Source organism: Streptomyces sp. NBC_01352 (assembly GCF_036237295.1).
GTDB lineage: Bacteria > Actinomycetota > Actinomycetes > Streptomycetales > Streptomycetaceae > Streptomyces > Streptomyces plumbiresistens.
The window spans coordinates 8,394,772-8,420,488 of record NZ_CP108354.1; the positions used below are offsets into that span (position 1 = coordinate 8,394,772).

Annotated in this window: 26 protein-coding genes; 12 read left to right on the plus strand and 14 right to left on the minus strand. The window is 71.0% G+C overall.

Translation table 11 applies throughout. The features are described 5' to 3' along the window. Positions 1 to 8: 8 nt before the first annotated feature. Positions 9 to 716: a nucleopolyhedrovirus P10 family protein gene (locus tag OG252_RS38585; protein WP_266441880.1), complete on the minus strand. Its 708-nt coding sequence runs from the start codon at positions 714 to 716 to the stop codon at positions 9 to 11. Positions 717 to 803: 87 nt separating this feature from the next. Between OG252_RS38585 and OG252_RS38590 the strand changes: the two genes are divergently transcribed. Genes OG252_RS38590 through amaP form a run of 5 tightly spaced genes read left to right on the plus strand, consistent with a single transcriptional unit; the run spans position 804 to position 3,144 of the window. Next, positions 804 to 1,289 (plus strand): Asp23/Gls24 family envelope stress response protein, encoded by a 486-nt coding sequence (locus OG252_RS38590; RefSeq protein WP_266441883.1) that lies wholly within the window; start codon positions 804 to 806, stop codon positions 1,287 to 1,289. Between the two features lie 34 nt (positions 1,290 to 1,323). Beyond that, positions 1,324 to 1,518, plus strand: a complete 195-nt coding sequence (locus OG252_RS38595) for a hypothetical protein (RefSeq protein ID WP_266441886.1) — start codon at positions 1,324 to 1,326, stop codon at positions 1,516 to 1,518. After that, the gene (locus tag OG252_RS38600; protein ID WP_329342034.1) at positions 1,515 to 1,898 is read left to right on the plus strand and encodes a hypothetical protein; all 384 of its coding nucleotides are present in this window, start codon (positions 1,515 to 1,517) and stop codon (positions 1,896 to 1,898) included. Before OG252_RS38595 ends, OG252_RS38600 begins: the two co-directional genes overlap by 4 nt. Then, positions 1,895 to 2,560, plus strand: coding sequence for a DUF6286 domain-containing protein (locus tag OG252_RS38605; RefSeq protein WP_329342036.1), 666 nt, complete (start codon positions 1,895 to 1,897; stop codon positions 2,558 to 2,560). The genes OG252_RS38600 and OG252_RS38605 overlap by 4 nt, the downstream gene beginning before the upstream one ends. Before the next feature lie 5 nt (positions 2,561 to 2,565). Then, positions 2,566 to 3,144, plus strand: a complete 579-nt coding sequence (amaP, locus tag OG252_RS38610; protein ID WP_266441895.1) for an alkaline shock response membrane anchor protein AmaP — start codon at positions 2,566 to 2,568, stop codon at positions 3,142 to 3,144. Positions 3,145 to 3,151: 7 nt separating this feature from the next. Here amaP and OG252_RS38615 read toward each other — a convergent pair whose 3' ends face one another. The 5 genes from OG252_RS38615 to OG252_RS38635 form a co-directional block, all read right to left on the minus strand. Next, positions 3,152 to 3,907 (minus strand): SDR family oxidoreductase, encoded by a 756-nt coding sequence (locus OG252_RS38615; protein WP_266441898.1) that lies wholly within the window; start codon positions 3,905 to 3,907, stop codon positions 3,152 to 3,154. A 5-nt stretch (positions 3,908 to 3,912) separates the two neighbouring features. Beyond that, a complete protein-coding gene (locus tag OG252_RS38620) occupies positions 3,913 to 5,697 on the minus strand; it encodes a glycoside hydrolase family 15 protein (RefSeq protein ID WP_329342039.1) in 1,785 nt (594 codons plus the stop codon). Between the two features lie 148 nt (positions 5,698 to 5,845). Then, a complete protein-coding gene (locus OG252_RS38625; protein WP_329345305.1) occupies positions 5,846 to 6,640 on the minus strand; it encodes an SURF1 family cytochrome oxidase biogenesis protein in 795 nt (264 codons plus the stop codon). A 72-nt stretch (positions 6,641 to 6,712) separates the two neighbouring features. Then, positions 6,713 to 6,946, minus strand: a complete 234-nt coding sequence (locus OG252_RS38630; protein ID WP_266441903.1) for a hypothetical protein — start codon at positions 6,944 to 6,946, stop codon at positions 6,713 to 6,715. A gap of 79 nt (positions 6,947 to 7,025) precedes the next feature. Continuing rightward, on the minus strand, positions 7,026 to 8,012 hold the full coding sequence (locus OG252_RS38635; RefSeq protein WP_266441906.1) for a DEDDh family exonuclease: 987 nt from the start codon (positions 8,010 to 8,012) through the stop codon (positions 7,026 to 7,028). Positions 8,013 to 8,226: 214 nt separating this feature from the next. Between OG252_RS38635 and OG252_RS38640 the strand changes: the two genes are divergently transcribed. Continuing rightward, positions 8,227 to 8,937: a VIT1/CCC1 transporter family protein gene (locus OG252_RS38640; RefSeq protein ID WP_266441909.1), complete on the plus strand. Its 711-nt coding sequence runs from the start codon at positions 8,227 to 8,229 to the stop codon at positions 8,935 to 8,937. A gap of 3 nt (positions 8,938 to 8,940) precedes the next feature. Here OG252_RS38640 and OG252_RS38645 read toward each other — a convergent pair whose 3' ends face one another. Further along, complete coding sequence (locus tag OG252_RS38645; RefSeq protein ID WP_329342042.1) at positions 8,941 to 12,030, minus strand: NACHT domain-containing protein; 3,090 nt, start codon at positions 12,028 to 12,030, stop codon at positions 8,941 to 8,943. A gap of 151 nt (positions 12,031 to 12,181) precedes the next feature. Between OG252_RS38645 and OG252_RS38650 the strand changes: the two genes are divergently transcribed. Both OG252_RS38650 and OG252_RS38655 read left to right on the plus strand, forming a co-directional pair. Further along, the gene (locus tag OG252_RS38650) at positions 12,182 to 13,054 is read left to right on the plus strand and encodes a sterol desaturase family protein (protein WP_266441915.1); all 873 of its coding nucleotides are present in this window, start codon (positions 12,182 to 12,184) and stop codon (positions 13,052 to 13,054) included. After that, complete coding sequence (locus OG252_RS38655; protein WP_406491949.1) at positions 12,997 to 13,716, plus strand: lysoplasmalogenase; 720 nt, start codon at positions 12,997 to 12,999, stop codon at positions 13,714 to 13,716. The genes OG252_RS38650 and OG252_RS38655 overlap by 58 nt, the downstream gene beginning before the upstream one ends. A 13-nt stretch (positions 13,717 to 13,729) precedes the next feature. Here the strand turns inward: OG252_RS38655 and OG252_RS38660 are convergent, their stop codons facing one another. The 4 genes from OG252_RS38660 to OG252_RS38675 form a co-directional block, all read right to left on the minus strand. Then, positions 13,730 to 14,737 carry a CopD family protein gene (locus tag OG252_RS38660; RefSeq protein ID WP_329342045.1) on the minus strand — a complete coding sequence of 336 codons (1,008 nt, stop codon included), beginning with the start codon at positions 14,735 to 14,737 and terminating at the stop codon, positions 13,730 to 13,732. A 100-nt stretch (positions 14,738 to 14,837) separates the two neighbouring features. Then, positions 14,838 to 16,223 carry a CoA transferase gene (locus OG252_RS38665; RefSeq protein WP_329342047.1) on the minus strand — a complete coding sequence of 462 codons (1,386 nt, stop codon included), beginning with the start codon at positions 16,221 to 16,223 and terminating at the stop codon, positions 14,838 to 14,840. 104 nt (positions 16,224 to 16,327) lie between these two features. Continuing rightward, positions 16,328 to 17,896: a S8 family peptidase gene (locus OG252_RS38670; protein WP_266441925.1), complete on the minus strand. Its 1,569-nt coding sequence runs from the start codon at positions 17,894 to 17,896 to the stop codon at positions 16,328 to 16,330. 98 nt (positions 17,897 to 17,994) lie between these two features. Next, complete coding sequence (locus OG252_RS38675) at positions 17,995 to 19,524, minus strand: S8 family serine peptidase (RefSeq protein WP_266441927.1); 1,530 nt, start codon at positions 19,522 to 19,524, stop codon at positions 17,995 to 17,997. 255 nt (positions 19,525 to 19,779) lie between these two features. Here OG252_RS38675 and OG252_RS38680 point away from each other — a divergent pair, with 255 nt between their 5' ends. The 3 genes from OG252_RS38680 (at position 19,780) to moaA (ending at position 22,896) form a co-directional block, all read left to right on the plus strand. Then, complete coding sequence (locus OG252_RS38680) at positions 19,780 to 20,136, plus strand: DUF485 domain-containing protein (RefSeq protein WP_266441930.1); 357 nt, start codon at positions 19,780 to 19,782, stop codon at positions 20,134 to 20,136. Next, on the plus strand, positions 20,133 to 21,752 hold the full coding sequence (locus OG252_RS38685) for a solute symporter family protein (RefSeq protein WP_266441933.1): 1,620 nt from the start codon (positions 20,133 to 20,135) through the stop codon (positions 21,750 to 21,752). Before OG252_RS38680 ends, OG252_RS38685 begins: the two co-directional genes overlap by 4 nt. A gap of 154 nt (positions 21,753 to 21,906) precedes the next feature. After that, entirely contained in the window at positions 21,907 to 22,896 is a 990-nt protein-coding gene (gene moaA, locus OG252_RS38690) for a GTP 3',8-cyclase MoaA (protein ID WP_266441936.1), read from the plus strand. A gap of 88 nt (positions 22,897 to 22,984) precedes the next feature. On the opposite strand, the gene OG252_RS38695 is transcribed toward moaA, so the two are convergent. After that, entirely contained in the window at positions 22,985 to 23,203 is a 219-nt protein-coding gene (locus tag OG252_RS38695; RefSeq protein ID WP_329342052.1) for a hypothetical protein, read from the minus strand. A 243-nt stretch (positions 23,204 to 23,446) separates the two neighbouring features. Continuing rightward, positions 23,447 to 23,842, minus strand: coding sequence for a DUF3099 domain-containing protein (locus tag OG252_RS38700; protein WP_329342054.1), 396 nt, complete (start codon positions 23,840 to 23,842; stop codon positions 23,447 to 23,449). 244 nt (positions 23,843 to 24,086) lie between these two features. Between OG252_RS38700 and OG252_RS38705 the strand changes: the two genes are divergently transcribed. Next, positions 24,087 to 24,365: a GlsB/YeaQ/YmgE family stress response membrane protein gene (locus tag OG252_RS38705; protein ID WP_266441944.1), complete on the plus strand. Its 279-nt coding sequence runs from the start codon at positions 24,087 to 24,089 to the stop codon at positions 24,363 to 24,365. 79 nt (positions 24,366 to 24,444) lie between these two features. On the opposite strand, the gene tyrS is transcribed toward OG252_RS38705, so the two are convergent. Beyond that, a complete protein-coding gene (gene tyrS / locus OG252_RS38710) occupies positions 24,445 to 25,713 on the minus strand; it encodes a tyrosine--tRNA ligase (RefSeq protein WP_266441947.1) in 1,269 nt (422 codons plus the stop codon). Positions 25,714 to 25,717: the final 4 nt, after the last annotated feature.

Consider the following 25,717-nt stretch of genomic DNA (forward strand, 5'->3'; position numbering starts at 1 on the left):
CAGCCGGCTCAGCCGACCGCGGTCACCAGCACCGCCACCGTCGGATGATCCGCTAGCGCCTGCTCCACCTTCGCGCGGACCTCCAGGACCACGTCCAGGGCCCGGTGGTCCGCGCGTACCGCCAGCTCGACCCGTACATGGCGGCGCGGCAGCGCGTTCTCGCCCTGCCTGTCCTCGACATGCACCGGCCGGCCCAGCAGGTCCGTCAGCCGGGCCACGCCCGGGACAGCCAGGACGGCGGCCGCCGCACGGCCCTCGTCACCGCCGCCGGCCTCCGCGGGGCGCGCCGCGTCGGACCGCCGTACCGGAGCAGGCTCGGACTCCTCGTCCAGCAGGTCCGTCACCCGCAGGTCCACCTCCGCCACCGCCAGGCCGAGCCCGTCCGCCGCGGCCGCCAGAAGCGCCCGCAGCCGGTGCGCCGTCGTGGGCAGCGGCTCGGACAGCGCGGCCGCGAACTCCGCCGTCACCCGCAGCGGACCGGGCGGCAGAGCGCTCGGCGGCGGTGGCACGGCCGGCTCGTGCGCGTCCGCCGGGTCGGCGAGCCCGATCCGCAGCGGGCCCAGCCGTACGCCGGGCAGATCCTTTGCAGCGCGCAGGAGCACCGCCTCCGCGGCCTCCTCGGAGATCCACGCGCCGTCGCGCGGGCCGCCCAAGGGCAGGAGCCTGCCGAGCCGCAGCCGCTGTCGTACCGCCTGTGTGAACCGGTCCGCCGTCATTACTCCAGCCTGCCGCATCCCCGGCGCGCGATCGCGCAACCCGGCTTACGGTGGTCGAAGAGCGACGACCGGAAGGGACGTACGGTGATGAGCGACATGACGGAGCGCAACCGGACACGAAGCCCCGAGGGCGAGACCGAGCCGCCGGTGCAGACCCGCAAGGCCGTCAAGCGCGGCGGCGGGGACCCGGCCGGACGGGGGCGGACCACCATCGCCGACGGAGTTGTGGAGAAGATCGCAGGGATGGCCGCCCGGGACGTCCTCGGCGTACATGCGATGGGCAGTGGGCTGAGCCGTACCTTCGGGGCCGTGCGGGACCGGGTTCCCGGCGGGACCAAGGCCGTGACGCGCGGGGTCAAGGTCGAGGTCGGCGAGGTGCAGACCGCGCTCGACCTGGAGATCGTCGTCGAGTACGGCGTGGCGATCGCCGATGTGGCCCAGGCGGTGCGGGAGAACGTCATCGCGGCGGTGGAGCGGATGACCGGCCTCGAAGTCGTCGAGGTCAACATCGCGGTGAGCGACGTGAAGCTGCCGGACGAAGAGGACGAGGAGCCGGAGTCGCGGCTCCAGTGACGGACCGACGACCGGCAACCGAACGGAGGGCACCATGAGCATGGCCGTGGTCGGCATGATCGCCGGCATGGCGCTGGGATTCGCCGGGTACTTCGGCGGGTTCGGCGCCTTCCTGCTGGTGGCTGCCCTGGGCGCCATCGGGTTCGTCGTCGGCCGGTTCCTCGAGGGGGACCTGGACCTCGGCGACTTCTTCCGCACCCGTGACCACCGGCGTGACGGGCGGCGGTGACGTCCGTGAGCGGAGGAGCCGCCGAGCTCCGCAGACCTGCGGCGGTCGTCCCGCCGGGCGAGCGCGGGGCGACCAGGATCGCCGACCGGGTCGTCGCGAAGATCGCGGGACAGGCGGCACGCGAGGCGCTCGGCGAGCTGCCCGAGGACGCCGCACGCCCGTACGCCACCGTTGTCGTCCGCCATGAAACGGCCCGCATCCGTCTGCACCTCGAACTCGAATACCCCAGCGACATCGGTGCCCGCTGCGGTCGGGTGCGTCGTCATGTCGTGGAGCGGGTAAGCGCGTTGGTGGGCATGGAGGTGCCGGAGGTCGCCGTTCAGGTGGAGCGGCTGCACCCGGCAACGGCGTACGGCGCGGCACAGGGGAGGACGCGATGAGCGAGCCCCAGGGCTCCGAGGGCACCACGCAACGACTGCCGGTCATCGAGAAGGAGACCGGCACGGGCGGGGAGTACGAGGCTCCACCCGTGCCGGCCGGCGAACGGGCCGAGGCCGGCGACAGCGGGCGGTTCTGGTCGGCGCGCAGAGTACCGGCCGGCATCGTGGCGCTGCTGCTCCTGGTCGTCGCGGGGGCCTTCCTGTACGACGTCGCCGCCGTGCGGGCCGACCGGGACGCGCTGGCCTGGCGCCGCGACCTGGCCCGGCAGCTCGCCGAACGGCCCCTCGACGACACCTGGGTGCTCGTCGGCGCGGGCGTCGCCGCGACCCTCGGCCTGTGGCTGATCGTGCTGGCGGTGACACCCGGCCTGCGCGCGGTGCTGCCGATGCGGCGCACCCACCCCGACGTACGCGCCGGACTGCACCGGGAGGCGGCGGCCATGGTGCTGCGCGACCGGGCCATGGAGGTCGCCGGAGTGCAGTCGGTCCGGGTGCGGATGCGCCGTACCCGCGCCGACGTCCGCGCGGTCTCCCACTTCCGCGAACCGGACGACGTACAGGCCGACCTGGACGCCACACTCGCCGATGCCGTGCGGGGGTTCGGGCTGACCCGGCCGCCCACGCTGTCGGTGCACGTGACGCGACCCGTACGGAAGAGGTGAGTACGGTGCTCAGGACCGTCAATCGTGTACTGCTCGGCGTCGTCGGCCTCGTCCTGGTCGTCGTCGGAGGTTCCGTGCTCGCCGTCGGACTGGGCGCCCCGGCGCCCTCGTGGTGGATCCACCACGATCAGCACGACGTGCTGCTCAGTGACGCCGAGCGCACCCGGTGGCGGGACGCCGGCTGGTGGTGGCCGGCCGTCCTCGCCGTGCTCGCCGTCCTCGTGCTGCTCGCCCTGTGGTGGCTGACCGCGGTCCTGCGCAGGCACCGGCTCAGGGAGGTCCTCGTCGACACCGGTGACGGCGAGGGCGCGCTGCTGCGGGGGCGCGCCCTGCAGGGCGTACTCGCAGGCCAGGCGGGCGACCTGAACGGCGTCGCCCACGCCCATGCCCTGCTCACGGGCCGCCCGAGCGCCCCGGAGGCCCGCGTACGCCTCCAGCTGGAGCCGCATGTGGATCCGGGGGCTGCCCTCGACGACCTCACGGCCGTGGCTTTGACGAACGCCCGCAATTCGGCGGGCCTCGCGTCACTCCCGGCGGAGGTCAGGCTGACCGGCGTCAAGCACCGTGCGGAGAGGGTCAGTTGAGGACGGCTCAGAAGCCGTGCCGCATCCCTCCGTCGACCGGCAACATGATCCCCGTCAGATAGGAAGCCGCCGGCGACAGCAAGAACGCTGCCGCCCGCCCGAACTCGTCCGGCTTGCCGTACCTCCGCAACGGAATCCGCGACTCGTTCGCCGCCCGCGTCGCCTCCGGGTCGGCGGACAGCCCGTCCAGCTCGCGCACGCGATCCGTGTCGATCCGGGCCGGCAACAGCCCCACGACCCGAATCCCGCGCGGCCCCAGCTCATCCGACAGCGACTTGGCGAACCCGGCCAGCCCCGGCCGCAGCCCGTTCGAGATCGTCAGCCCCGGAATCGGCTCGTGCACCGAACCGGACAGCACGAACCCGATCACACCGCCCGCGTCCAGCTCACCCGCCGCCGCCCGCGCGAGCCGCACCGCGCCGAGGAACACCGACTCGAACGCCGCCTGCCACTGCTCGTCCGTGTTGTCGGCGACGAACCCCGGCGCCGGCCCGCCGACGCTGACGAGAATGCCGTCGAAGCCCCCGAAGTGCTCGCGCGCGGCGGCGATCAGCCGTGCGGCCACGTCCGGCTCGGCGTTGTCCGCGGCCACGCCGAGCGCGTTCGGGCCGAGGGCGGACGCCGCGTCGGCGACGCTCTTGTCGTCCCGGCCGGTGATGACCACCTTCGCGCCGTCGGCGACCAGCTCGCGCGCGGCGGCGTTGCCGAGGCCGCGGGTGGCCCCGGTGACTACGTACACCCGGTCCTTCAGTCCAAGATCCATGGTCCCTATCCTGCCCGCTCGTCCCCGGACAGGGCGAGGGCGGTGTTCACCAGACCGATGTGACTGAACGCCTGCGGGAAGTTGCCGAGCTGCATTCCCGCCACCGGGTCGTACTCCTCGGACAGCAGCCCCACGTCGTTGGCGACGCCCACCAGCCGCTCGAACAGCTCCCGGGCCTCCTTCGTACGGCCCGTCATGTGCAGCGCGTCCGCGAGCCAGAAGGAGCACGCCAGGAAGACGCCCTCGCCGCCCGGCTGTCCGTCGACGGGCGACTCCTCGACGCTGTAGCGGCGTACGAAGCCGCTGTGGCCCAGCTCGTCGCGGACCGCGTCGATGGTGCCGACCACCCGCGGGTCGTCGGGCGGCAGGAAGCCGACGCGCGGGATGAGCAGCAGCGCGGCGTCGAGTTCGCGCGAGCCGTAGTACTGCGTGAAGGTGTTGCGATCGGCGTCGTAGCCCTTCTCGCACACCTCGCGGTGGACCTCGTCGCGCAGCGCCCGCCAGCCGTCCAGGTCACCGCTCAGCGCCGAGTAGGACTCCAGGGCGCGCACGGCACGGTCGGCGGCCACCCACACCATCACCTTCGAGTGGACGAAGTGGCGGCGGCCGCCGCGCACCTCCCACAGCCCCTCGTCCGGCTGCCGCCACGACGACCGCAGGAACTCCAGCAGGACGCTCTGCATGGACCATATGTGGGGCTTGGCGGGCAGACCCGCCCGCCGGGCCAGCGACAGCGTGTCCATGACCTCGCCGTACACGTCCAGCTGCAGCTGCTTCACGGCCTCGTTGCCGATCCGTACGGGCCTGGAGCCGGCGAAACCGGACAGCCACGGCAGCTCCAGCTCGGGCAGCCGCCGCTCGCCCGCGAGGCCGTACATGATCTGGAGGTCCGCCGGGTCGCCGGCGACCGCCCGCACCAGCCAGTTCCGCCAGGCCTCGGCCTCCTCCTGGTAGCCGCACGACAGCAGGGCGCCCAGGGTGAGGGTGGAGTCGCGCAGCCAGCAGTAGCGGTAGTCCCAGTTGCGCACCCCGCCCAGCTCCTCGGGCAGCGAGGTCGTGGCCGCGGCCACGATGCCGCCGGTCGGCGCGTAGGTGAGCGCCTTCAGGGTGATCAGGGAGCGGACCACGGCGTCCCGGTGCGGACCGTCGTAACGGCAGCGGGCCGCCCACGCCCGCCAGTCGGCGACGCTGTGCTCCAGTGCCTCGTACGGGTCGACGAGCGGCGGGCGCGGCTCGTGCGAGGGGTGCCAGGTGAGGACTAAGGCGACCTTCTCGCCCTCCTCGACGGTGAACTCGGAGTGCGTACCGAACGCCTCGCCCCAGGTGCGCACCTCGGGTTCGCTGCGCAACCACGCCGAGTCGGGTCCGGCGACGGCCACCCGATGGCCGTCGGACCGGCGCATCCACGGCACGACCGAGCCGTAGTCGAAGCGCAGCCGCAGGGTGCTGCGCACGGTGACCCGGCCGCCGAGGCCCTCCACGACGCGTACGAGGTCGGGGGCGCGGTGGCGCTGTGGCATCAGGTCGGTGACGCGCACGCTGCCCTCGGCGGTCTCCCACTCGGTGTCGAGGACGAGGGTGCCGGGGCGGTAGGCACGTCTCGTGCACCGGTCCGCGTCTTTGGGAGCGATCCGCCAGTGGCCGTTGTCCTCGTCGCCCAGGAGCTTGGCGAAGCAGGCGGCCGAGTCGAAGCGGGGCAGGCACAGCCAGTCGACGGAGCCGTCCAGCCCGACCAGTGCGGCGGTCTGTTCGTCGCCGATGAGGGCGTAGTCCTCGATACGGGGGTGCACGCAGTGCGGGTTCCCGGAGCAGCGGGGTGGCAATCCGGGGCGGGGGCCGGGTGGGTGACGCGGGGCGGCTGGACCGGTGCGGCGGGTGTACCGGTGCCGGTCGGCTGTTCCGGTACTGGTCAGCTGTTCCGGTGTCTGTTCCGGGTGCTCACACCGGTGCCGGTTCCGTCTCGGCCGTGGTCTGCTCGGCCTCCGCCGCCCGCCGGTCGCGCCGTTCCCGGCGGACCAGGACCACCCAGCCGATCGGCACGCCCGCGGCGAACAGCCACCACTGGATCGCGTACGCGTAGTTCAGTGCCGCGTCCTCGTCGCCGGGCGGGCCGAGCAGCTCCGGGATGTCGCCCTTCGGCTCGGGAGACGTCTGCGCGATGTAGCCGCCGAGCACCTGGGCGTCGAGACGCTGCGCCTGCTGCTCGCTGTTGATCAGCATGATCTGCCGGTCCGGCAGTCCCTTGAGGTTCTTGATGCCGCTCGCCGCGGTCGTCTCGTCGGGCATCAGCCGACCGGTGACGGTGATCTCGCCGCCGGGCGGGGCGGGGATCTTGGGGAACGCGGTCTGGCTCGGGCCGTTCGCGGGGATCCAGCCGCGGTTGACGAGCAGCACCTTGCCGTCCCTGAGGACGAACGGGGTCAGGACGTGGTAGCCGACCTCGTCGTCGGAGTTGGTGCGGCGGCGGACGACGACCTCGTCGTCGGTGTCGAAGCGGCCCTTCGCCGTCACGCGGTGGTACCGCTCGTCGGTGGTGACCGTGTGTCCGGGTGAGGTCAGCCGCTCCACGGGCACCGCGTCGGCGGACAGCGCGTCGGAGACCAGCTGGTTGCGGGCGGTGCGCTCCTCGTAGCGGTGCATCTGCCAGATACCCAGCCTGATCATCGTGGGGATGAGGAGGAGGGCGACCAGCGTGAGGATCACCCACTGCCGGGACAACAGGAAGCGGTACACCCCACGACCGTACAACTCGGTCGTGGGGTGCATGGAGGCGGGTACCGGAAGCAGGGCTTCCGGGGGTCGGCCTCACACCTTGTCGACGATGCCCGCCTTTCCCTCCGCGCGGGCGCAGTGGGCGCCGCAGAACCATTGGCCCTCGACCTCGACGCCCTGGCCGATGATCTGCACTCTGCAGTGCTCGCAGATGGGTGCCATGCGGTGGATCGCACAGGAGAAGCAGTCGAAGACGTGCACCGCGCCCTGGGCGTGCACTTCGAAGGTCATTCCGTAGTTGTTGCCGCAAACTTCGCAAGTCGCCATGCGCCACAGGGTGAGCGCTCGGCGCGTCCCGGGCGAGCGGGTGCCGGGCGAGTCGCCCGGCAATCACCCGTCCGTACGGTCATCCCTGCGACGCCGGCTCCACGTCCCCGAGGAGTTGTCCGAACGCGGCCTCGTCCACCACCGGTGTTCCGAACTGCCGGGCCTTGACGACCTTCGACGTGCCCGAGTCCGGGTCGTTGGTGACGAGCAGGCTGGTCAGCCGGGACAGGCTCGTCGCGACATGCAGCCCGGCCTCGGTCGCGCGGTCCTCCAGCAGGTCGCGCTCGATGGACGTGTCCCCGGAGAAGGCGACCCGCATGCCCTGCTTGAGCTGCTTGCCCTCTTCGTACCGTCCTGGATTGGGATAGGGGCATGCGGGCCTTTTGCGGGCAGGGCGCCAACTGGTCTGCCGATAGCTTCCGTAGCCCGCCGCCTGCTGTCGGGGTACGGCCCGGTCGGTCCACTCGGTCAGCGGCCGGCACTCGTGCAGCGGCAGCCGTACGCCGCCCGCCGCCGCGGCCCTCAGGCTCGGCCGGAACGCCTCCGCAAGGACGCGCGCGTCATCGAGGGCATGGTGCGCCCGCTGCTGGACGACCCCGAAGTGCGCCGCCAGGGCCTCCAGCTTGTAGTTGGGCAGCGGCAGGGCCAGCTCCTTGGAGAGCGCGATGGTGCACAGCCGCTGCCGCACCGGCGCCTCGCGCTCCGCGCGCGCGTACTCCCGGGCGATCATCTGCCAGTCGAAGACCGCGTTGTGCGCGACGAGCACCCGGCCGTCCAGGCGGGCCGAGAACTCCTCGGCGATCTCGTGGAAGAGGGGCGCGCTCTCCAGCACGTCGCTCGTCAGGCCGTGGATCCACACCGGGCCCGGGTCCCGTTCCGGGTTGACCAGTGTGTACCAGTGGTCCTCGACCTCGCCGCGTGCGTCCAGACGGTAGACGCCCGCGGAGATTATCCGGTCGTCCCGGGCCAGGCCGGTGGTCTCCACGTCAACGACCGCGTATCCCTTCGGATACGCGGCCGGCCAGGCGGTGGGGGAGGACGCTGCCCTCATGCGGTCTTCGAGCATGGTCCCTGAGGATACGGGTCGCGACTGACAGTCCCCTTCCCCAGGTGCGCTGTTGGGTTCGACAGGCGTGTTGTCGGGTTCGTCTGTTCGGGCCCGGCTTGTTTGTGCTGCGAGTTCGGGAGCTGTTGCGTGCGGAAGTCCCGGCTCTTCCGGTCCTCGACGGCGGCCCGCGTCGGTACGGGGCTCGTCTCGCCTGGAGTGCGATCCTCCGACTGTGACCGAACCCACCCATGACGAGGCCCACGGCGGAGGGCTCGCCTCCCGCCTCAACTGGCTGCGCGCGGCGGTCCTGGGTGCGAACGACGGCATCGTCTCCACCGCGGGCCTCGTCGTCGGCGTGGCCGGCGCCACGGACGACCGCGCCGCCCTGCTCACCGCCGGCCTCGCGGGCCTGCTCGCCGGATCCATGTCGATGGCGGCCGGCGAGTACGTGTCCGTGTCCACGCAGCGCGACTCCGAGAAGGCCGCTCTTGCGCTGGAGAAACGGGAGTTGCGCGAGCAGCCGGAGGCCGAGCTGGAGGAGCTGGCCGACCTGCTGGAGGGACGCGGGCTGAGCCGGGAGGTGGCCAGGGAGGCGGCCGTCCAGCTGACGGAGCGGGATGCGCTGAGGGCCCACGCGCGCGTGGAGCTCGGCATCGACCCCGACGAGCTCGCCAACCCCTGGCACGCGGCCGGCGCGAGCTTCCTGGCCTTCACGGTGGGGGCGCTGCTGCCCCTGCTGGCGATCGTGCTGCCGCCGGCGGACTGGCGGCTGGGGGTGACGGTGGGGTCGGTGCTGGTTGCGTTGGCGGTTACCGGGTGGAGCAGCGCGCGACTGGGGGCGGCGCGACCGGGCGGCGCTGTCCTGCGGAACATGGCGGGCGGGGCGTTGGCGATGGGGGTTACGTATGCGGCGGGGGCTTTGTTGGGGGCGGCGGGGGTTTGAGGGTCAGATGGGGAGGAGCTTGAGGCGCTCTGAGGGCAGGAGGTCGGCGCCTCGTAGATCCGTGTTGGGGGTCACGTGGATCGTGAGGTCCTCCATGTCGGCCAGGGGAGTCAGATCGATCGTCCCGGGGCAGCGGTTCAGGGAGAGTCTGCGTAGTTCCGGCAGCTCCTTCAAGGCGTCGAGGCCTGTGAAGAGTTCACAGGCGAAGAGGGAGAGTTCCGTCAGCTGTCGGTGGCGCGTCAGGTCCTGCGGGGCCACCGAGGAGCTGCGGATGATCTGTAACCTCTCGACTTTCGGTGGCTCGTCCAATCGGGCCAACTCCTCGGTGTGCTTTGCTCCCGAGATGGTCAGCGACTTGAGCCGGGGCCAGCGGGAGAGCCCGTCCAGCGTGATGTGACGAGCCTTCAAGAACAGTTGGAAACCGGTGAGCACTTGGTCCGTCGGAATGTCGGCCACCGACCGCACCCCCTCAGGCGCGTAGCCCAAAGACAGCATCTTCAGGTCGGTGAGCTCGCCGATCGGAGCCAGATGCAACTCAGGGGAGAGGCTGTCGAGGTAGAGCGTCTCGATGGACAGGCCCTCCAGGGGCGAGAGGTCGCGCACGCGCGCGCAGCTGTCGATGCCGAGCAGCTCGAGCCGGGCCATTCGGGAGAGGGGTGAGAGGTCCTCCAGCTCTTCGTCGTGGTTGAGGAACAACCACTTCGTCCGACCGCTCCGGACAATCGCCTCGGGGATGCCGAGGTTCCCCTTGAGGTGGAACCTTTCGACTTGCGGGAGCCGTTCGAGTACATCGACCTGGGCGGGCGAGACGACATGGAGGTACTGCTCGGGGAGCGACGCCCTGGCCAGCACCGCATCCGCGTACTCCTCCGCGTCGAAGAACCGCCAACCGGTCGAAAGCTGGTAGGCCACAGGGAACCTGGTGTCCTCCCGGAACCGAGCGATGACGGCGAGAGCCGCCGGCCCGCCCGCCAGCGCCGCAGTCCGTACCACCGCCGCCGCCGTCTCCTCGTCCAACCCCTCCGGTCCCGGCAACAGCTCCACCACCAGCTCGCCCACCTTCGCGAGCTCCTCCGCCTCCTTCAGGGACCGCGGCGGCATCAACTCCTCCGCCCGCGCCTCCACTTCCCGCCGCACCCCGGGGTCCAGCTCCGGCGCGTGCTCCAGACTCGCCGCCGCGAGCAGCACCAACCGGTGCCGATACCGCTGCACCTTGTCCGCCCGCCGCAGCAACTGCCGTAGCAGCCGCCCCCGTTCCTCCACGCGCGCGTGCCCCACCGCCATCCGCACGACGTCGTCCCACTGGTCGTCGTGCGCGTTGCGCACCAGCACCCCGAAGTCGCGGGCCTCCACGGCCGCCTTCGCACCCAGGTAGTCCTGGAAGGTGCGGTGGACGAAGTCCACATCACCGGGCACCGGTTCGCGCAGCAGCCCGCTGCGGATCAGGAGGTGGGTGAAGACCTGCTCGGCGTCGCCCTGCTCGCCGACCTGAGGCATGGCTGCCAGCCACTCGTGCAGCATTGCGATGACGTCTCGCCGGTCCGCCTCCACCTGCCCGTTGCGGATCATCCAGTAGGCCAGCCGCTGAAGCAGGGCCGTCTGTTCCTCGCGGGAGAGGACGACACCCTCGACCGAGGAGATCTCCCGTTCGGTGTCCCGGCGGATCAGCAGCATGTCCAGGGCGGCGTCGTACAACTCCTTGCGGGCGCGCGGGAGGTGCATGCGCCGGTCGCGGTTCAGGGCGCACAGCAGCGCGCACATCAGCGGGTTGGTGGCGAGTCGGCCGAGGTCGCGGCGGGTGGTGACGGCCTCGCCCAGGCTGGCCTCGTAGCGGTCGAGCAGCGCCCGTTCGCCGTCCGGGGCGCACTCCTGGCGGGCCGCGTCGTGCCAGTGCCGTACGAACGCCCGGATGTCCTCGCGTTCCATCGGCAGCAGGGTGTGCGCCGTGAAGCCTTGGGGCGCCAGCCAGTCCTCCGGGACGGCGGACGGGCGGGTCGTGACCACGTACCTGGCCTGCGGGAAGGCCGTGAGCAGCGACTTCAGCCACTTCTCCGTGCGGGCACGCAGCCGCGGCGGAACCTCGTCGACACCGTCCACCAGAACCAAGGCACGGCCGCTGCCCAGGAGTTCCTCGACCCAGCCCCGCGGCGCGCGCAGCGGCACGCCCGAGGCGGGCAGGAAGTCCTCCGGCAGCGGGAGGCCGTCCGGCGTGTTGAAGGACCGCAGACGCAGCACGAACGGCACGCAGCGGTTCCAGTCCGCCAGCTCCGGGCCGAAGCTCCGCCGGGCCGCGTTCAGTGCCAGCCACTGCATCAGCGTCGACTTCCCCGACCCGGCCGGGCCGCGCAGCAGCAGCCTGCGGCGGTCCGCGAGCGCCTGCTCCACCTTCATCGGCGTCTGCGCCCCGCCCGGCGCCCCGTGCCCCTCGCCGTGCGGCGCGTAGCGGGGCTCCCCGGTCACCGCGAGGCTCAGGTACGCCGTGTCCAGCGGCCACTCGGCACGGCGCCGGCCGCCGAGCGTGACGCCGAACAGCTCCAGCCGGGAGTGCGTCTCGGCCACGAAGTCGGCGTACCGCTGCTCGAAGGCAAGGCCCTCCGAGGGCTTAAGGCCTTTCTGGTCCTGCAGCAGCGCCCCGGTCCGCCGCGTCTGCTCCACCGCCGCGCGGGCCGCGAACGACGGGTGCGCGGTGAGCTGTTCGAGGACGTGCGCACAGCACAGCCGCAGCAGCTCGTCGTAGAGGCCTTGGGCGGGCTCCGCCAGGTCCGGGACGGGGCGCCGCAGTTCGTCGGCCAGCCGTCCGGGGTCTAGGTCCACCGCGAACAACCGGTCCGGGGTCAGATCGCCCGCCGCCGCGAAGGTGTCCTGGACCGCCGCCACCGCCGCCAGCCGCTCGTGCTCCGGCAGTGACGCGTACCCGCCGGCGATCCGCCCGCCCAGCACCCGCGCCAGCTTCTCCGGACCCGGCGGTTTCGGCAGGGGCCGCACCGGATCCGGCACCAGACCCGCGCCCGGACTCGGCCTGAGCATCGACTTCGCGACCGTCGACAGCACCGTCGACGCCAGTCGTACGACCACGACCTCGAGCCCCTGCATCCCCCGGCCTCCCCGTCTCCTGTCCACGGCATCGTAGGCAGGGGCGGTAAGCCCCTTGGCGGAGATCGCCAAGAAGCAAGCGCGTACCGTCGGTAATACTTGTGGGTAACAACGTCTAGCCGCGGCCGACCAGCGGTTCTACGGTGCCCACATGCCGAACCTGCCCGATGTCGTGCTGTGGTCGATACCCGCCTTCGTCCTGCTCACCGTGGTCGAGATGATCAGCGTCCGCCTCCATCCCGACGAGGACGCGGCCGGCTACGAGGCCAAGGACGCGGCCACGAGCGTCGGCATGGGGCTCGGGAGCCTCGCCTTCGACTTCCTGTGGAAGATCCCGATCGTCGCCGTCTACACGGCGGTCCACGAACTCACCCCGCTGCGGGTGCCCGTGCTGTGGTGGACCGTCCCCCTGATGCTGCTCGCGCAGGACTTCTTCTACTACTGGTCCCACCGCGGCCACCACGTCATCCGCATCCTGTGGGCCTGCCACGTCGTCCACCACTCCAGCCGCCGGTTCAACCTCACCACCGCGCTGCGCCAGCCCTGGACCTCGCTGACCGTCTGGCCGTTCTACGTCCCCCTCGTGGCCGCCGGCGTGCATCCGGCCGCCCTCGCGTTCTGCTCCTCCGCGAACCTCGTCTACCAGTTCTGGATCCACACCGAGCGGATCGACAGGATGCCCCACTGGTTCGAGTACGTCTTCAACACGCCGTCGCACCACCGGGTCCACCACGCCTCTCAAGGCGGCTACCTGGACCGCAACTTCGGCGGCATCCTCATCGTCTGGGACCGGCTCTTCGGATCATTCGTTGCCGAGACCGTGCGGCCCGTCTATGGGTTGACGAAGAACATCAACACCTTCAACCCCATCAAGGTGGCCACTCATGAGTACGTCGCCATCGTCAAGGACGTGAGGGCGGCGGCCGGTTGGCGTGAGCGCGCGGGGCGAGTGTTCCGGGGGCCCGGATGGCAGCCGACGCCCGCGCCGGCGCCGGAAGCGGCCGAGGAAACCGTGGTCGTGTGACCGCTCGCCGCGCCCTCCTCGCCGCCTTCGCCCTTCTCGCTGCGACGGACCTGATCAGCCTCGCCGTCGGGTTCGGCACCGGGCACACCGTGAGCAAGCCGCTCCTGATGCCCCTCCTGGCCGCGTACGCGGCGGCGCACGGTGCTCCCCGTCTCCTCCTCGCCGCCCTTCTCTTCGGCTGGGGCGGCGACGTCCTGCTCCTTTTCGACGCCGAGCCGGCCTTCCTCGCGGGCATGGCCTCCTTCGCCGCGGGGCACATCTGCTATCTCGGCCTCTTCAAGGCGTACGGCAAGGCACGTGCGCGTTGCGGCCTCCTCGCCCCCGCCTACACCACCGCCCTGCTCACCACCGTCGTCCTGCTCTGGCCGGACCTGCCGCCCGGCCTGCGCGTCCCCGTCGTCGGCTACAGCCTCCTGCTCACGGCCATGGCGTACGCGGCCGGGGCCCGGCTCGGCCTCGTCGCCGGCCTCGGCGGTGCGCTCTTCCTGCTGTCCGACACCCTGATCGCGACCGGCGTCGCCGACTGGCCCCAGCCGCCTCGGCCCGACCTCTGGATCATGCTCACTTACATCGCCGCGCAGTTCCTGCTCACCGTTGGCACACTCGGTGCCCTCGAAGCGAGGGACGAGCGCACCGCCCTCAAGGTGATGGTCACCGACTGAAGGCTCGGCGGCCTCACCAGCGGATCGGCACCGGCAGCGCCGTCAGCAGCCCCGACACCGCGACCACCACGCCCAGCGCGACGACCTCCGCGCGCGCGGGCGAACAGGCGGTCAGCGGGTCGGCGGCCCGGCCGAGCCGGATCCGCGCCCACAGGGCGAGCACGGCGACGACGGCCACCAGGAGCACCTTGGCCAGCAGGACGCGCCCGTACGCCGTCGTCGTCAGCTGCTCCAGGACCGTGTCCGACGGCATCCGGCGCAGCGAACTCCACACCCCGGTCGCCGTGATGGCGGCGAGCAGAACCGCCGCCACGCGCGCGTAGAGCCCCAACAACGCCACCCCCGCTTCCGAGGGACCCCAGCGCCGCAGCGTCCGCAGCGCGTACAGCAGGCCGCCCGCCCACAGCGCCGCGCACGTCAGATGCACCAGCGTCAGCCCGGAGCCGATCAGCGGGCTCTGCTCGGTCGTGGGATGCGCGCGCAGGGCCTCCGCCACGACCACCGCGGCCAGCGGCCACCCCTGCGTCGCGGGCCGCGCGGAGAGGGCGCAGAGCCCGGCCGCGAGGAACGCGTTGACCTCCACCAGCGCGAGCTTGCCGTCGCGGGACTCGTAGAGGCCGCCGACGTCGATCTCGGCGACGCTGCCCGGCACGAGGTTCCCTGTCGCCACGAACGACGCGAGTCCCAGCGCGGCGACGAAACCGGCGGCGGCCGCGTACGGCGCCCAGCCGCGGGGCACGGCCTCGGGAGCGCCGGGCACGGAACGCACCAGCCGGCGCACGAACAACTCGCCCACCGGCACGCACAGCGCCGCGAACAGCACCGCACGCAGCAGCGCGACACCGCCGGCGCCGGGCGCTGCGGCCTCCCCGGTGTCGTGCAGTGCCGCGGACGGCCCGAACAGCGGTATCAGCGCGGCCAGCACCGCCAGGAGCAGGACGGCGACGGCCCGGCCGGTGCCGGGACGCCGTACCGGGCCGCTCGCGTCGGACACCCCGGGGGTGGGTCTTATCAAGGTCACCTCGAGATCTTCACCAGCCGTCACAGAACCGGGCAAGTACAGGGAAACAACTGGCGGTGCGGCATTCCGCCCATCGGTACGTTTGCGGCCCGACCGTGACTCAGCTCCAGCGCGGCGCGTCCGCTCCCCACGGCCCCGGCGGCCGCGCCCAGTCCACCGGGCCGCCCTCGAAGAAGACCGGCGACAGGGCGTACCGCAGCCGCCCGAGCCCACTGTCCGTCTCCGCCAGCCAGGAGCCGGGCCCGTCGTACGGCGCACCTTCGACGCCGCCCGCGTCGCTCCCGGCGTCCGGGACACCCTCGGGGCCGCCCGTCCCGACCCCGTCCATGAGCCACCGGGCCGTCCGGGCCAGCGCCAGCCGCACGACCCGACTGCCGCCCTCGTCCGACTGCTCGGCCAGCGCCCGCAGCACGGCCGCCGCCAGCAGGTATCCCGTCCCGTGGTCCAGGGCCTGCGCCGGCAGCGCGCCGGGCTCCTCCACCGATCCCTCGACCGCGGCGATCCCCGTGGCCACCTGGACCAGGCTGTCGAAGCCCCGCCGCCCGCCCCACGGCCCGTACCCGCCCCACGCCGACAACTGCGCCACGACCACCCCGGGCCGCCGCTCGGCCAGCGCCTGTGCCGACAGGCCGAACCGGTCCAGGGCGCCCGGCCGGTAGCCGGTGACGACGACGTCCGCCGCCGCGAGCAGCTCCTCGAAGGCACGCCGGTCGGCCACGAGATCGAGGGTCGTCGACCGCTTCCCGAAGCCCGTGTCGGCGTGCTGGTCGGGGAGTTCGGGCAGCCGCGGTGCGTCCACGCGCAGCACCTCCGCACCCAGCAGGGCGAGCGTGCGGGTGGCGACCGGGCCCGCGATGACCCGGGTCAGGTCGAGGACGCGCAGTCCGGCGGCGGGCAACAAGGCGGACGTTGAGGCGGGCGCCGAGGGTGTCGTGTCGATCGGGGGCAGGGCACGCGCGCGTGCGGAATCCAGCCGCTCCCGCTCCACCAACGGCCGCCCGGCCACCGCGGCCCCCTGCTCGTGCGCGGCCCACTCCTCGGGCGTGCGCAGCGCGACGGCGAGGCCTCCGGCCGCGTACACGGCCTCCTCGGCCTCCAGGGCGGACCGCTCGGCCAGCGCCGCCTCGACGGCCGTCACGGCTCGCTCGTCCTCCCGCACTCCCAACGCGGCCAGCAGCCGCGCCCGGTGATGCGGATAGTTCGCGTGCGTACGCACCCACCCGTCCGCCGTCCGCCAGAACCGCGACAGCGGAGCGAAGGTGACCGGAGCCCGCCCGTCGACCAGCAGATGCCGCTCACTGACGAACGCCGTCGCCACGGCCCCGTCGTCCACCCGAATCCCGGGCACCTTCGCGAGCCCGGCCCGCCTCGCCCCCAGCTCGGCGGCGGCCAGCGCGCACGCGCCGACACAGGACCGCGCCAACTCCCGTACGGGAAGCCGCCCCTCAAGAGCGCCCTTCCGCACCACGTACGTGATGTCAGTCATGACTGCACTATGCAGTATTGATCCGATCAAGATGAGACAGGTTCGGGCCGGACGGATCAATCCGTCCGGCCCGAAGCGTCAATCTGTCTGCGCTACTCGCTGCGCTACTTGGTGACCGCGTCCAGCGCGTCCGCGGTACCCCAGCCGTAGAAGCCGTTGCGGTTCTTCGACCCCTCGCAGACGGCGTCGATCTTGCCGTCGCTGTTGATGTCGTACGGGTCCGTGCACGGCGTGGCGTCGGCCTCGGCGTACAGCAGTGCCTTCACCAGGGCCGGTGAGGCGTACGGGTGCGTCGACTTGATCAGGGCGGCGACGGCCGCGACGTGCGGGCTCGCCATCGACGTACCCGCCATGTAGCCCCACTTGCCGCCGGGCAGCGTGCCCAGGATCAGACCGCTGGTCGCGGGCGCCTCCGGCTTCTGGTAGGCCGTCGAGTCGCCGCCGGGCGCGGCGATGTCGATCACTCCCAGACCGTGGTTGGAGAAGGACGACTTGATGCCCTTGGCGCCGGTCGAGGCCACCGTCACGACACCCGGCAGCTGGGTCGGTATGTCGAGGCACTCGGACGGGTCGATCACCCGGTCCGAGGGCGTGGCGTCGTTCGGTGAGACCGGGTCGGTGATCTCGTCGGCCGCGAGGTCGTAGTTCTCGTTGCCGGCCGCCGCGACGTTGACCGCGCCCTTCTTCTCCGCATACCGCGAGGCCCGGGTGATGGCGTCGACGAGCGCCTTCTGGTCCGGGTCGTCCGTGCAGTTGAAGTACCACGGGTCGGTGTAATAGCTGTTGTTCGTGACGTCGACGCCGTGCTCGGCCGCCCACACGAAGCCGCAGACCACGGCCTCGGTGTAGAAGTAGCCGGCGGTGGTCGACACCTTGATGCCGGAGACCTTCACGCCGGGCGCGACACCCGTCATGCCGACGCCGTTCTTGGCGGCCGCGATCTCACCGGCCACGTGCGTGCCGTGCGGGCTCTCCGACGCGCTCGGCCGCCACGCCCCGTCGGTCGTGTCCGGCTTGCCCGTCACACAGTTGACCGACGCGGCACGGTCGAAGTTCGGCGCGATGTCCGGGTGCGTGTCGTCGACGCCGGTGTCGATCACGGCGACGGTCACCTTGCTGCTGCCGAGGGACTTCTCGTGCGCCTTGTCCGCCTTGATGGCGGGCAGGTCCCACTGCAACGGCTGCAACGGGTCCTGCCCGGCGGCGGCCTCGGCCTCGGCGGCGGCGACCTCCGCCGCGCTGAGCGCCTTCGGCGTGCCCAGGTCGGTCGTCGACTGGGCGGGCAGCGGGGCGTTGCGGGTGTTGCCGGCCGACTCGACGCCCTTGACCTTGCGGATCGTCTTGGCGAAGTCGGCGTTCGACGAGTGGACGACGATCACGCCGATCTGGGCGTACGACGTCACGATCGTGCCGCCGGCCTCGGCGATGGCCTTCTTGATGTGCGCGGAAGGGCCGTGCCCGGGGCGGACGTTGACGACGTAGCTGAGCGCGGTGGCGTCCTCCGTGGCCACGGAGCCCAGGACGTCGTTCACGGCGCCGGTGACGCCGGCCACGGTGCCGGGCACGTCGGCCGCGGACGCCGTGGCGCCCGGCAGAAAGGCCAGGGCCGTCGTCAGGGCCATGCCGAGCGGGATGGCGACCGCGCGGCGGTAGCGCGGGTGAGGCGCTGTCATATGTCAGTGTCTCCAGTTCGTTCGCGGTGTGGGACGGACCGTGCGGGGAGTCCCAAGGGGCGAGATGCCCCGGTGGTACGGGAGTACGGCGGTACGGGTCACTTCACCGCGCGCAGGGCGTTGACGATGCCGTACCCGTAGAAGCCGTTGACGTGTTTGCCGCCCTTGCACACCGCGTCCTGCGTGCCGTTGCCGTCCTGGTCGTACGACTCCGGGCAGGCGGTGGCGTCCGCCTGCGCCTTGAGCAGCGCCTGGAGCTGGGCCGAGGTCGCCTTCGGGTGCGTCGACTTCAACAGCGCGGCGACACCCGCGGCGTGCGGGGAAGCCATCGACGTGCCCTGGAGGAAGGCGTACTGGCCGTTCGGCATGGTGGACAGGATGCGGCCGTTCTTCGACGGCGTGTCCGGGATCTGGTAGAGCCGGTCGCCGCCCGGCGCGGCGACGTCGATGACGCCCTTGCCGTACGTGGAGTAGTACGACTTGAGGTTCTGGACGCCCGTCGCGCTGACCGTGACGACACCCGGCAGCTGCGTCGGCACGTCGAAGCACTCGTGCGGGTCGATGGTCCGCTCGACCGGCGTGGAGTCGTCGGGGCTGGAGTCGTCGACGATCGCGTCGGAGTCCAGGTCGTGGTTGGAGTTGCCCGCCGACGCGAGGTTGAGCAGACCCTTCTTCTGGGCGTACAACTGTGCCCTGTTGACCGCATCGACGATGGCCCGCTGGTCGGGGTCGTCCATGCAGTTGTACAGCCACGGATCAACGTAGTAGCTGTTGTTGGTGATCTCGACACCGTGGTCGGCGGCGAACACGAAGGCGCACACGACGCTCTCCGGGTAGAAGAGGCCGTTGTCCGGGTCGCTCACCTTGATGCCCGAAACCTTGACGCCCGGAGCGACACCGGCGACACCGATGCCGTTGCGGGCCGCGGCTATCTCACCGGCCACGTGCGTGCCGTGGTAGTCGTCCGCGGTGTACGGACGCCAGGCGCCCTCACTGGTGTCCGCCACGCCGCCGACGCAGTTGGCCGACTGGGAGGCGGAGAAGTTCGGGGCGAGGTCCGGGTGGGTGTCGTCGACGCCGGTGTCGATCACGGCGACCGTCACCTTGCTGCTGCCAGGGTTGATCTTCGCGGCCTTGTCGGCGCCGATCGCCCGCAGGTCCCACTGGTCGGCCTCAAGAGGCTCGCTGTCGGGCGTCGCCGCCGACGCGCTCTCGACCTTCGCGGCCTGCTCCTTCGACAGGAACTGCGCCGACCCCTCGTCGGTCGAGCCCGCGGCGGTCAGCGGCGTGGTGCGCGTGGCACCCGCCGACTGCACCCCGCGCACCTGGCGAATCTCCTTGCCGAAGTCCGGGTTCGACGAGTGGACGACGATGACGCCGATCTTCTCGTACGTGGTCACGACAGTGCCGCCGGCCGCGGGCACCGCCTTCTTCACCGCTTCGATCGTGCGGCGGTCCAGCTTGGTGTTGACGACGTACGCCAGGTTGGGCGCGTCCACCGCCTGGGCGGAGGTCTCCGCCTGCGGCGCGGCCGACGCGGCCGCGGGCAGGAAGCCCAGCGAGGCCGTCAACGACAGGACGACGGGCACGGCAAGGGCGAGGCGGCGTCTGGAACGCAGATGAGGCATGGGGTCTCCACATCATCCGGAAAACGAAACCGGCCCGAGGCACAGGTGGCGCTCGGGCAGGTACATGACGGGTGTTGCAGGCCCGAAGCTATCTCCCGAAGTCACTGGCCAGCAATGACTTACCAGAGGTGACTTCGGAAAGAAGCCCGCGTTGTTGAACCGGGGCTTGCGCGCCGCCGTGACCTTGGGCAGGGAACGCGAGGACACTCGCCCCCGATCCCCGTAACAACCGCATCCGCAACGCGAGGAGACTCCGTGGCCACCGACGCACCGCCCCCCTCGAAAGAGCAACACAAACTCCCCTCACCCGAGGAGTTCACCGAGGTGGCGGAGAGCGCGGAGTTCGGTGAACTGCGCCGCTCCTACCGCTCCTTCGCCTTTCCGCTGACCGTCGGCTTCATCGCCTGGTACCTGCTGTACGTCCTGCTGTCGAACTATGCGGGCGACTTCATGGGCACCAAGCTCTTCGGCAACATCAATGTCGCCTTCGTCTTCGGCATCGCCCAGTTCCTCACCACCTTCCTCATCGCCTGGTGGTACTCGCGGCACGCCGCCGCGAAGCTCGACCCCAAGGCCGAGGCCATCAAGTCCCGAATGGAGGGCGGCGCATGAGCCCCGCGATCACCCTGGCAGCCGGCGAGGCCAGCGAGCACCGGCCACTGATCATCTCCCTGTTCGCGGTGTTCGTCGTCGCGACCCTGGTCATCACCGTCTGGGCGGGCCGCCAGACCAAGGACGCCGCCGACTTCTACGCCGGCGGACGCCAGTTCAGCGCCTTCCAGAACGGCCTCGCCGTCTCCGGCGACTACATGTCGGCCGCGTCCTTCCTCGGCATCGCCGGCGCCATCGCCCTCTTCGGGTACGACGGCTTCCTGTACTCCATCGGCTTCCTGGTCGCCTGGCTGGTGGCGCTGCTCCTCGTCGCGGAACCCCTGCGCAACTCCGGCCGCTACACCATGGGTGACGTCCTGGCGTACCGCATGCGCCAGCGCCCGGTCCGTACCGCGGCCGGCACCTCCACCATCGTCGTCTCGATCTTCTACCTGCTGGCCCAGATGGCGGGCGCGGGCGTCCTCGTGTCGCTGCTGCTCGGCATCACCTCCGACGCCGGCAAGATCCTCATCGTCGCCCTCGTCGGCGTCCTGATGATCGTGTACGTCTCCATCGGCGGCATGAAGGGCACCACCTGGGTCCAGATGGTCAAGGCCGTGCTGCTCATCAGCGGCACCATCCTGATCACCTTCCTGGTGCTGCTGAAGTTCAACTTCAACATCTCCGACCTGCTGGGCACGGCCGCCGAGAACAGCGGCAAGGGCACCGCCTTCCTGGAGCCCGGTCTCCAGTACGGCGCGACCGGCACCACCAAGCTGGACTTCATCTCCCTCGGCATCGCCCTGGTGCTCGGCACCGCCGGCCTGCCGCACATCCTGATCCGCTTCTACACGGTGCCCAACGCCAAGGCCGCCCGGAAGTCCGTGAACTGGGCCATCGGCATCATCGGCGGCTTCTACCTGATGACCATCGCCCTCGGCTTCGGCGCCGCGGCGCTGATCTCCCAGGAAGAGATCATCGAGTCCAACCCGTCCGGCAACACGGCGGCACCCCTGCTCGCCCTCCACCTCGGCGGCGTCGACTCCGCCTGGGGCGCCATCCTGCTCGCCGTGATCTCGGCGGTGGCCTTCGCGACGATCCTCGCCGTGGTCGCCGGCCTCACCCTGGCCTCGTCGTCGTCCTTCGCGCACGACATCTACGCGAACGTCATCAAGAAGGGCAAGGCCACCGAGAAGCAGGAGATGAGGGCGGCCAAGCTGGCGACCATCGGCATCGGTGCCGCCTCCATCCTCCTGGGCGCCCTCGCCCGCGACCTGAACGTCGCCGGCCTCGTCGCCCTGGCCTTCGCGGTCGCGGCCTCCGCCAACCTGCCGACGATCCTCTACAGCCTGTTCTGGAAGCGGTTCACCACGCAGGGCGCCCTGTGGTCGATCTACGGCGGTCTGATCGTCGCCGTCGGCCTGGTGCTGTTCTCGCCTGTCGTCTCCGGCGACCCCAAGGCGATGTTCCCCGACGTCGACTTCGCCTGGTTCCCGCTGAAGAACCCCGGCATCATCTCGATCCCGTTCGGCTTCCTGATGGGCTGGCTCGGCACGATCCTCTCCAAGGAGGAGCCGGACACCGCCAAGTTCGCGGAACTGGAGGTCCGGTCCCTGACCGGAACCGGCGCGCACTGAGTCCCACCCGGGTTCGCCCCCTGAGCGGCCGCGTCGTAGATCCCTACGACGCGGCCGCGTCTTACGTCGTGGGATCGGGGTCTGTTGATGTCAGTGGGGTCGCGTAGGCTCGCAGGTGTCGGAAAACTTGTGATCCGCGAGGGAGGGGGCCCACGTGCTCATCGACACCTACGGCCGAGTGGCCACCGACCTGAGGGTCTCGCTGACCGACAGGTGCAATCTACGTTGCACCTACTGCATGCCCGAGGAGGGCCTGCAGTGGCTCGCCAAGCCCGATCTGCTCACCGACGACGAGATCGTGCGGCTCATCGACATCGCCGTCACCTCCCTCGGTATCCGGGAAGTCCGCTTCACCGGCGGTGAGCCCCTGCTGCGCCCCGGCCTGGTCGGCATCGTCGAGCGCGTCGCGGCCCTCGAGCCGCGCCCCCAGATGTCCCTCACCACCAACGGCATCGGCCTCAAGCGCACCGCGGCGGCCCTGAAGGCGGCCGGCCTGGACCGGGTCAACGTCTCGCTGGACACGCTGCGCCCGGACGTCTTCAAGACCCTCACCCGCCGGGACCGGCACAAGGACGTCATCGAGGGCCTGCACGCCGCCCGTGAGGCGGGCCTGACCCCCGTCAAGGTCAACTCGGTCCTGATGCCGGGACTGAACGAGGACGAGGCCCCGGACCTGCTGGCCTGGGCCGTGGAGCACGACTACGAACTGCGCTTCATCGAGCAGATGCCCCTGGACGCCCAGCACGGCTGGAAGCGCGACGGCATGATCACCGCGGGAGACATCCTGACGTCCCTGCGCACCCGCTTCGACCTCACCGAAGAGGGCTCCGGCGAGCGCGGCTCGGCCCCCGCCGAGCGCTGGCTCGTCGACGGCGGACCGCAGCGCGTCGGCGTCATCGCCTCCGTCACCCGCCCGTTCTGCTCGGCCTGCGACCGCACCCGCCTCACGGCCGACGGCCAGATACGCACCTGTCTGTTCGCCACGGAGGAGACCGACCTGCGCGCCGCCCTGCGCTCGGACGCCCCTGACGAGGAGATCGCCCGCATCTGGCGCCTGGCCATGTGGGGCAAGAAGGCGGGCGCGGGCCTGGACGACCCGACGTTCATCCAGCCGGACCGGCCGATGTCGGCGATCGGCGGCTAGTCGGCCGGGGCCGTCCGGCGGACGGGGGCCCAGGAGCGGCCCAGGCGGCTTCGTAGCGGCCTGGGAAGCATGGGAGGACTACCCAGGCTCAGGAAGCTTCGGAGGACTCCCACTCCGACAGGAGGACCACGTCCTTCAAGAACCCCCGCACGCCGAGGAACTGCGACAGGTGCTCCCGGTGCTCCTCGCACGCGAGCCACGTCTTGCGCCGCTCCGGCGTGTGGATCTTCGGGTTGTTCCATGCCAGCACCCACAGGGCGTCGGCGCGGCAGCCCTTGGCTGAACAGATCGGGGTTTCGTCACTCACCGGTTCGTCTCACAGATGCATCAAAAAGGCGACGCCGAGCAGCCACGGGGGGAGCTGCCCGGCGTCGGTCCGTCGCTCCGACGGGGGATGCGGAGCGCCTACGAAGTATGTCACGGGTAACCCGCCGCCCGGGACCGGAACAACATGATTGATCTGAGCTTTTCTTGAGCTTGGCGAGGGCCTGACTTCCGGTTGTGACCCAGCCGTCGACGCCGCGTCACGACTCCTCGGCGACGCACATGATCATGCTCGTTCGTGCGGCTCGTTCCGTGCGCCCGAGGCCGGATCGGACACCACGTCTTCCGGGACGGGTTCCGCGAAACCGTCCTCCGCACGGGGCGGAGTGATCATCGGCCGGGTGGGCGCGGCCACGAACGTCGACGGGAGCGACGGCGCGTTCTCCCGCCCCGCGTTGGCGATCACCACGGCGACATAAGGGAGGACCGCCCCGAGCACCAGGGCGACGATCGCGACGTGCCGTTCGACGTTCCACAGCGCCACCGCGAGGATCACAGACAGCGTACGAACGGTCATCGAGATGACGTACCGGCGCTGCCGTCCGCGCACGTCCTCCTGGAGGCTCGTACGGGCTCCGGTGATCCGGAACACCTCGACGCTGCCGCCATGCTGCTTCCGCATCACATTCCACCATCCGCCCGTATCGGACTCTCCCCGTCCCCAACCCGGTCCGCCCCCGGTCGGGGAACGGGACCCGGACAGCTCCCACGTTACGCCCGGCCTGCGCCGCCTACGAGACCGGGGCACCTCCAACCTGGACCAACGTCCCTGGCCCCGGCGCGTACGGCCGTACCCGACATGCGCCGTACAGCGACCGGACCGACACTGGGCGTAATGCTCGCGTAGAGCCGTACAGGAGGCAGCCATGGGCTGGTTGTGGGCCATCATTGTGGGATTCGTACTGGGCCTGATCGCCAAGGCGATCATCCCGGGCAAGCAGCACAGCCCTCTCTGGCTGACCACGATCTTCGGCATCCTCGGCGCGATCGTCGGCAACGCGGTCGCCCGAGCGGCCGGCGTCGACGCCACCTCCGGCATCGACTGGACGCGGCACATCTTCCAGCTCATCGCCGCGGTCGTCATCGTCCTCCTGGGCGACATGGCGTACATGGCGACGCTCGGCCGCAACAAGCACCGGACCTGAGGACAGGCACCGGCGAAGGGGGCGGCCTCCCGTACGGGAAGCCGCCCCCTTCGATGTACCTGAGAACCCTTCGATGTGCCTAGGAGCCCGTGACCTCGACGGCCGCCAGGTTCTTCTTGCCGCGGCGCAGCACCAGCCAGCGCCCCTGCAGCAGGTCCTCCTTGGCAGGAACGGCGTCCTCCGCGGCGACCTTCGCGTTGTTCACGTAGGCGCCGCCCTCCTTGACCGTGCGACGCGCGGCCGACTTGCTGGCCACGAGGCCGACCTCGGCGAACAGGTCGACGACCGGACCGAGCTCGGCGACCCGGATGTGCGGCACCTCGGACAGGGCCGCGGCCAGCGTCCTCTCGTCGAGATCCGCCAGCTCGCCCTGGCCGAAGAGGGCCTTGGACGCGGCGATCACGGCGGCCGTCTGGTCGGCGCCGTGCACCAGCGTCGTCAGCTCCTCGGCGAGCGCGCGCTGCGCGGCCCGCGCCTGCGGACGCTCCTCGGTCTGCGTCTCCAGCTCCTCGATCTCCTCGCGGGACCGGAAACTGAAGATGCGCAGGTACTTGGAGACGTCCCGGTCGTCCGCGTTCAGCCAGAACTGGTAGAAGGCGTACGGCGTGGTCATCTCGGGGTCGAGCCAGACCGTGCCGGACTCCGTCTTGCCGAACTTGGTGCCGTCCGCCTTGGTGATCAGCGGTGTGCCCAGGGCGTGCACCACGGCGTCGGGCTCGACCCGGTGGATCAGGTCGGTGCCGGAGGTGAGGTTGCCCCACTGGTCGCTGCCGCCGGTCTGCAGCGTGCAGCCGTACCTCCGGTACAGCTCCAGGAAGTCCATGCTCTGCAGGATCTGGTAACTGAACTCCGTGTAGCTGATGCCGGCGTCGGAGTTGAGCCGCCGGGAGACGGCCTCCTTCGCGATCATCTTGTTGACCCGGAAGTGCTTGCCCACGTCACGCAGGAACTCGATGGCCGACAGACCGGACGTCCAGTCCAGGTTGTTGACCATGATCGCCGCGTTCGGCCCCTCGAAGTCGAGGAGCGGCGCGATCTGGGCGCGCAGCCGCTCGACCCACTGGCCCACGACCTCCGGCGCGTTCAGCGTGCGCTCCGAGTCCGGCTTCGGGTCGCCGATCAGGCCGGTGGCGCCTCCGACCAGGCCCAGCGGACGGTTGCCCGCCTGCTGGATCCGGCGCATCGTGAGGATCTGCACGAGGTTGCCGAGGTGCAGGCTGGGCGCGGTCGGGTCGAAGCCGCAATAGAACGTGACGGGACCGTCCGCGAACGCCTTGCGCAATGCGTCCTCGTCAGTGGAGAGGGCGAGCAGCCCGCGCCACTTCAGTTCGTCGACGATGTCCGTCACGGTT

Bases quoted from the DNA above. Each gene is read 5' to 3' on its own strand.
- OG252_RS38675 (WP_266441927.1), bottom strand. From the start codon at position 19,524: ATGCCTCATCTGCGTTCCAGACGCCGCCTCGCCCTTGCCGTGCCCGTC.
- OG252_RS38700 (WP_329342054.1), bottom strand. From the start codon at position 23,842: ATGCGGAAGCAGCATGGCGGCAGCGTCGAGGTGTTCCGGATCACCGGA.
- OG252_RS38670 (WP_266441925.1), bottom strand. From the start codon at position 17,896: ATGACAGCGCCTCACCCGCGCTACCGCCGCGCGGTCGCCATCCCGCTC.
- OG252_RS38630 (WP_266441903.1), bottom strand. From the start codon at position 6,946: ATGGCGACTTGCGAAGTTTGCGGCAACAACTACGGAATGACCTTCGAA.
- OG252_RS38650 (WP_266441915.1), top strand. From the start codon at position 12,182: ATGCCGAACCTGCCCGATGTCGTGCTGTGGTCGATACCCGCCTTCGTC.
- OG252_RS38590 (WP_266441883.1), top strand. From the start codon at position 804: ATGAGCGACATGACGGAGCGCAACCGGACACGAAGCCCCGAGGGCGAG.
- OG252_RS38705 (WP_266441944.1), top strand. From the start codon at position 24,087: ATGGGCTGGTTGTGGGCCATCATTGTGGGATTCGTACTGGGCCTGATC.
- OG252_RS38665 (WP_329342047.1), bottom strand. From the start codon at position 16,223: ATGACTGACATCACGTACGTGGTGCGGAAGGGCGCTCTTGAGGGGCGG.
- OG252_RS38655 (WP_406491949.1), top strand. From the start codon at position 12,997: ATGGCAGCCGACGCCCGCGCCGGCGCCGGAAGCGGCCGAGGAAACCGT.
- OG252_RS38645 (WP_329342042.1), bottom strand. From the start codon at position 12,030: ATGCAGGGGCTCGAGGTCGTGGTCGTACGACTGGCGTCGACGGTGCTG.
- OG252_RS38615 (WP_266441898.1), bottom strand. From the start codon at position 3,907: ATGGATCTTGGACTGAAGGACCGGGTGTACGTAGTCACCGGGGCCACC.
- OG252_RS38635 (WP_266441906.1), bottom strand. From the start codon at position 8,012: ATGCTCGAAGACCGCATGAGGGCAGCGTCCTCCCCCACCGCCTGGCCG.
- OG252_RS38605 (WP_329342036.1), top strand. From the start codon at position 1,895: ATGAGCGAGCCCCAGGGCTCCGAGGGCACCACGCAACGACTGCCGGTC.
- OG252_RS38585 (WP_266441880.1), bottom strand. From the start codon at position 716: ATGACGGCGGACCGGTTCACACAGGCGGTACGACAGCGGCTGCGGCTC.
- OG252_RS38595 (WP_266441886.1), top strand. From the start codon at position 1,324: ATGAGCATGGCCGTGGTCGGCATGATCGCCGGCATGGCGCTGGGATTC.
- OG252_RS38685 (WP_266441933.1), top strand. From the start codon at position 20,133: ATGAGCCCCGCGATCACCCTGGCAGCCGGCGAGGCCAGCGAGCACCGG.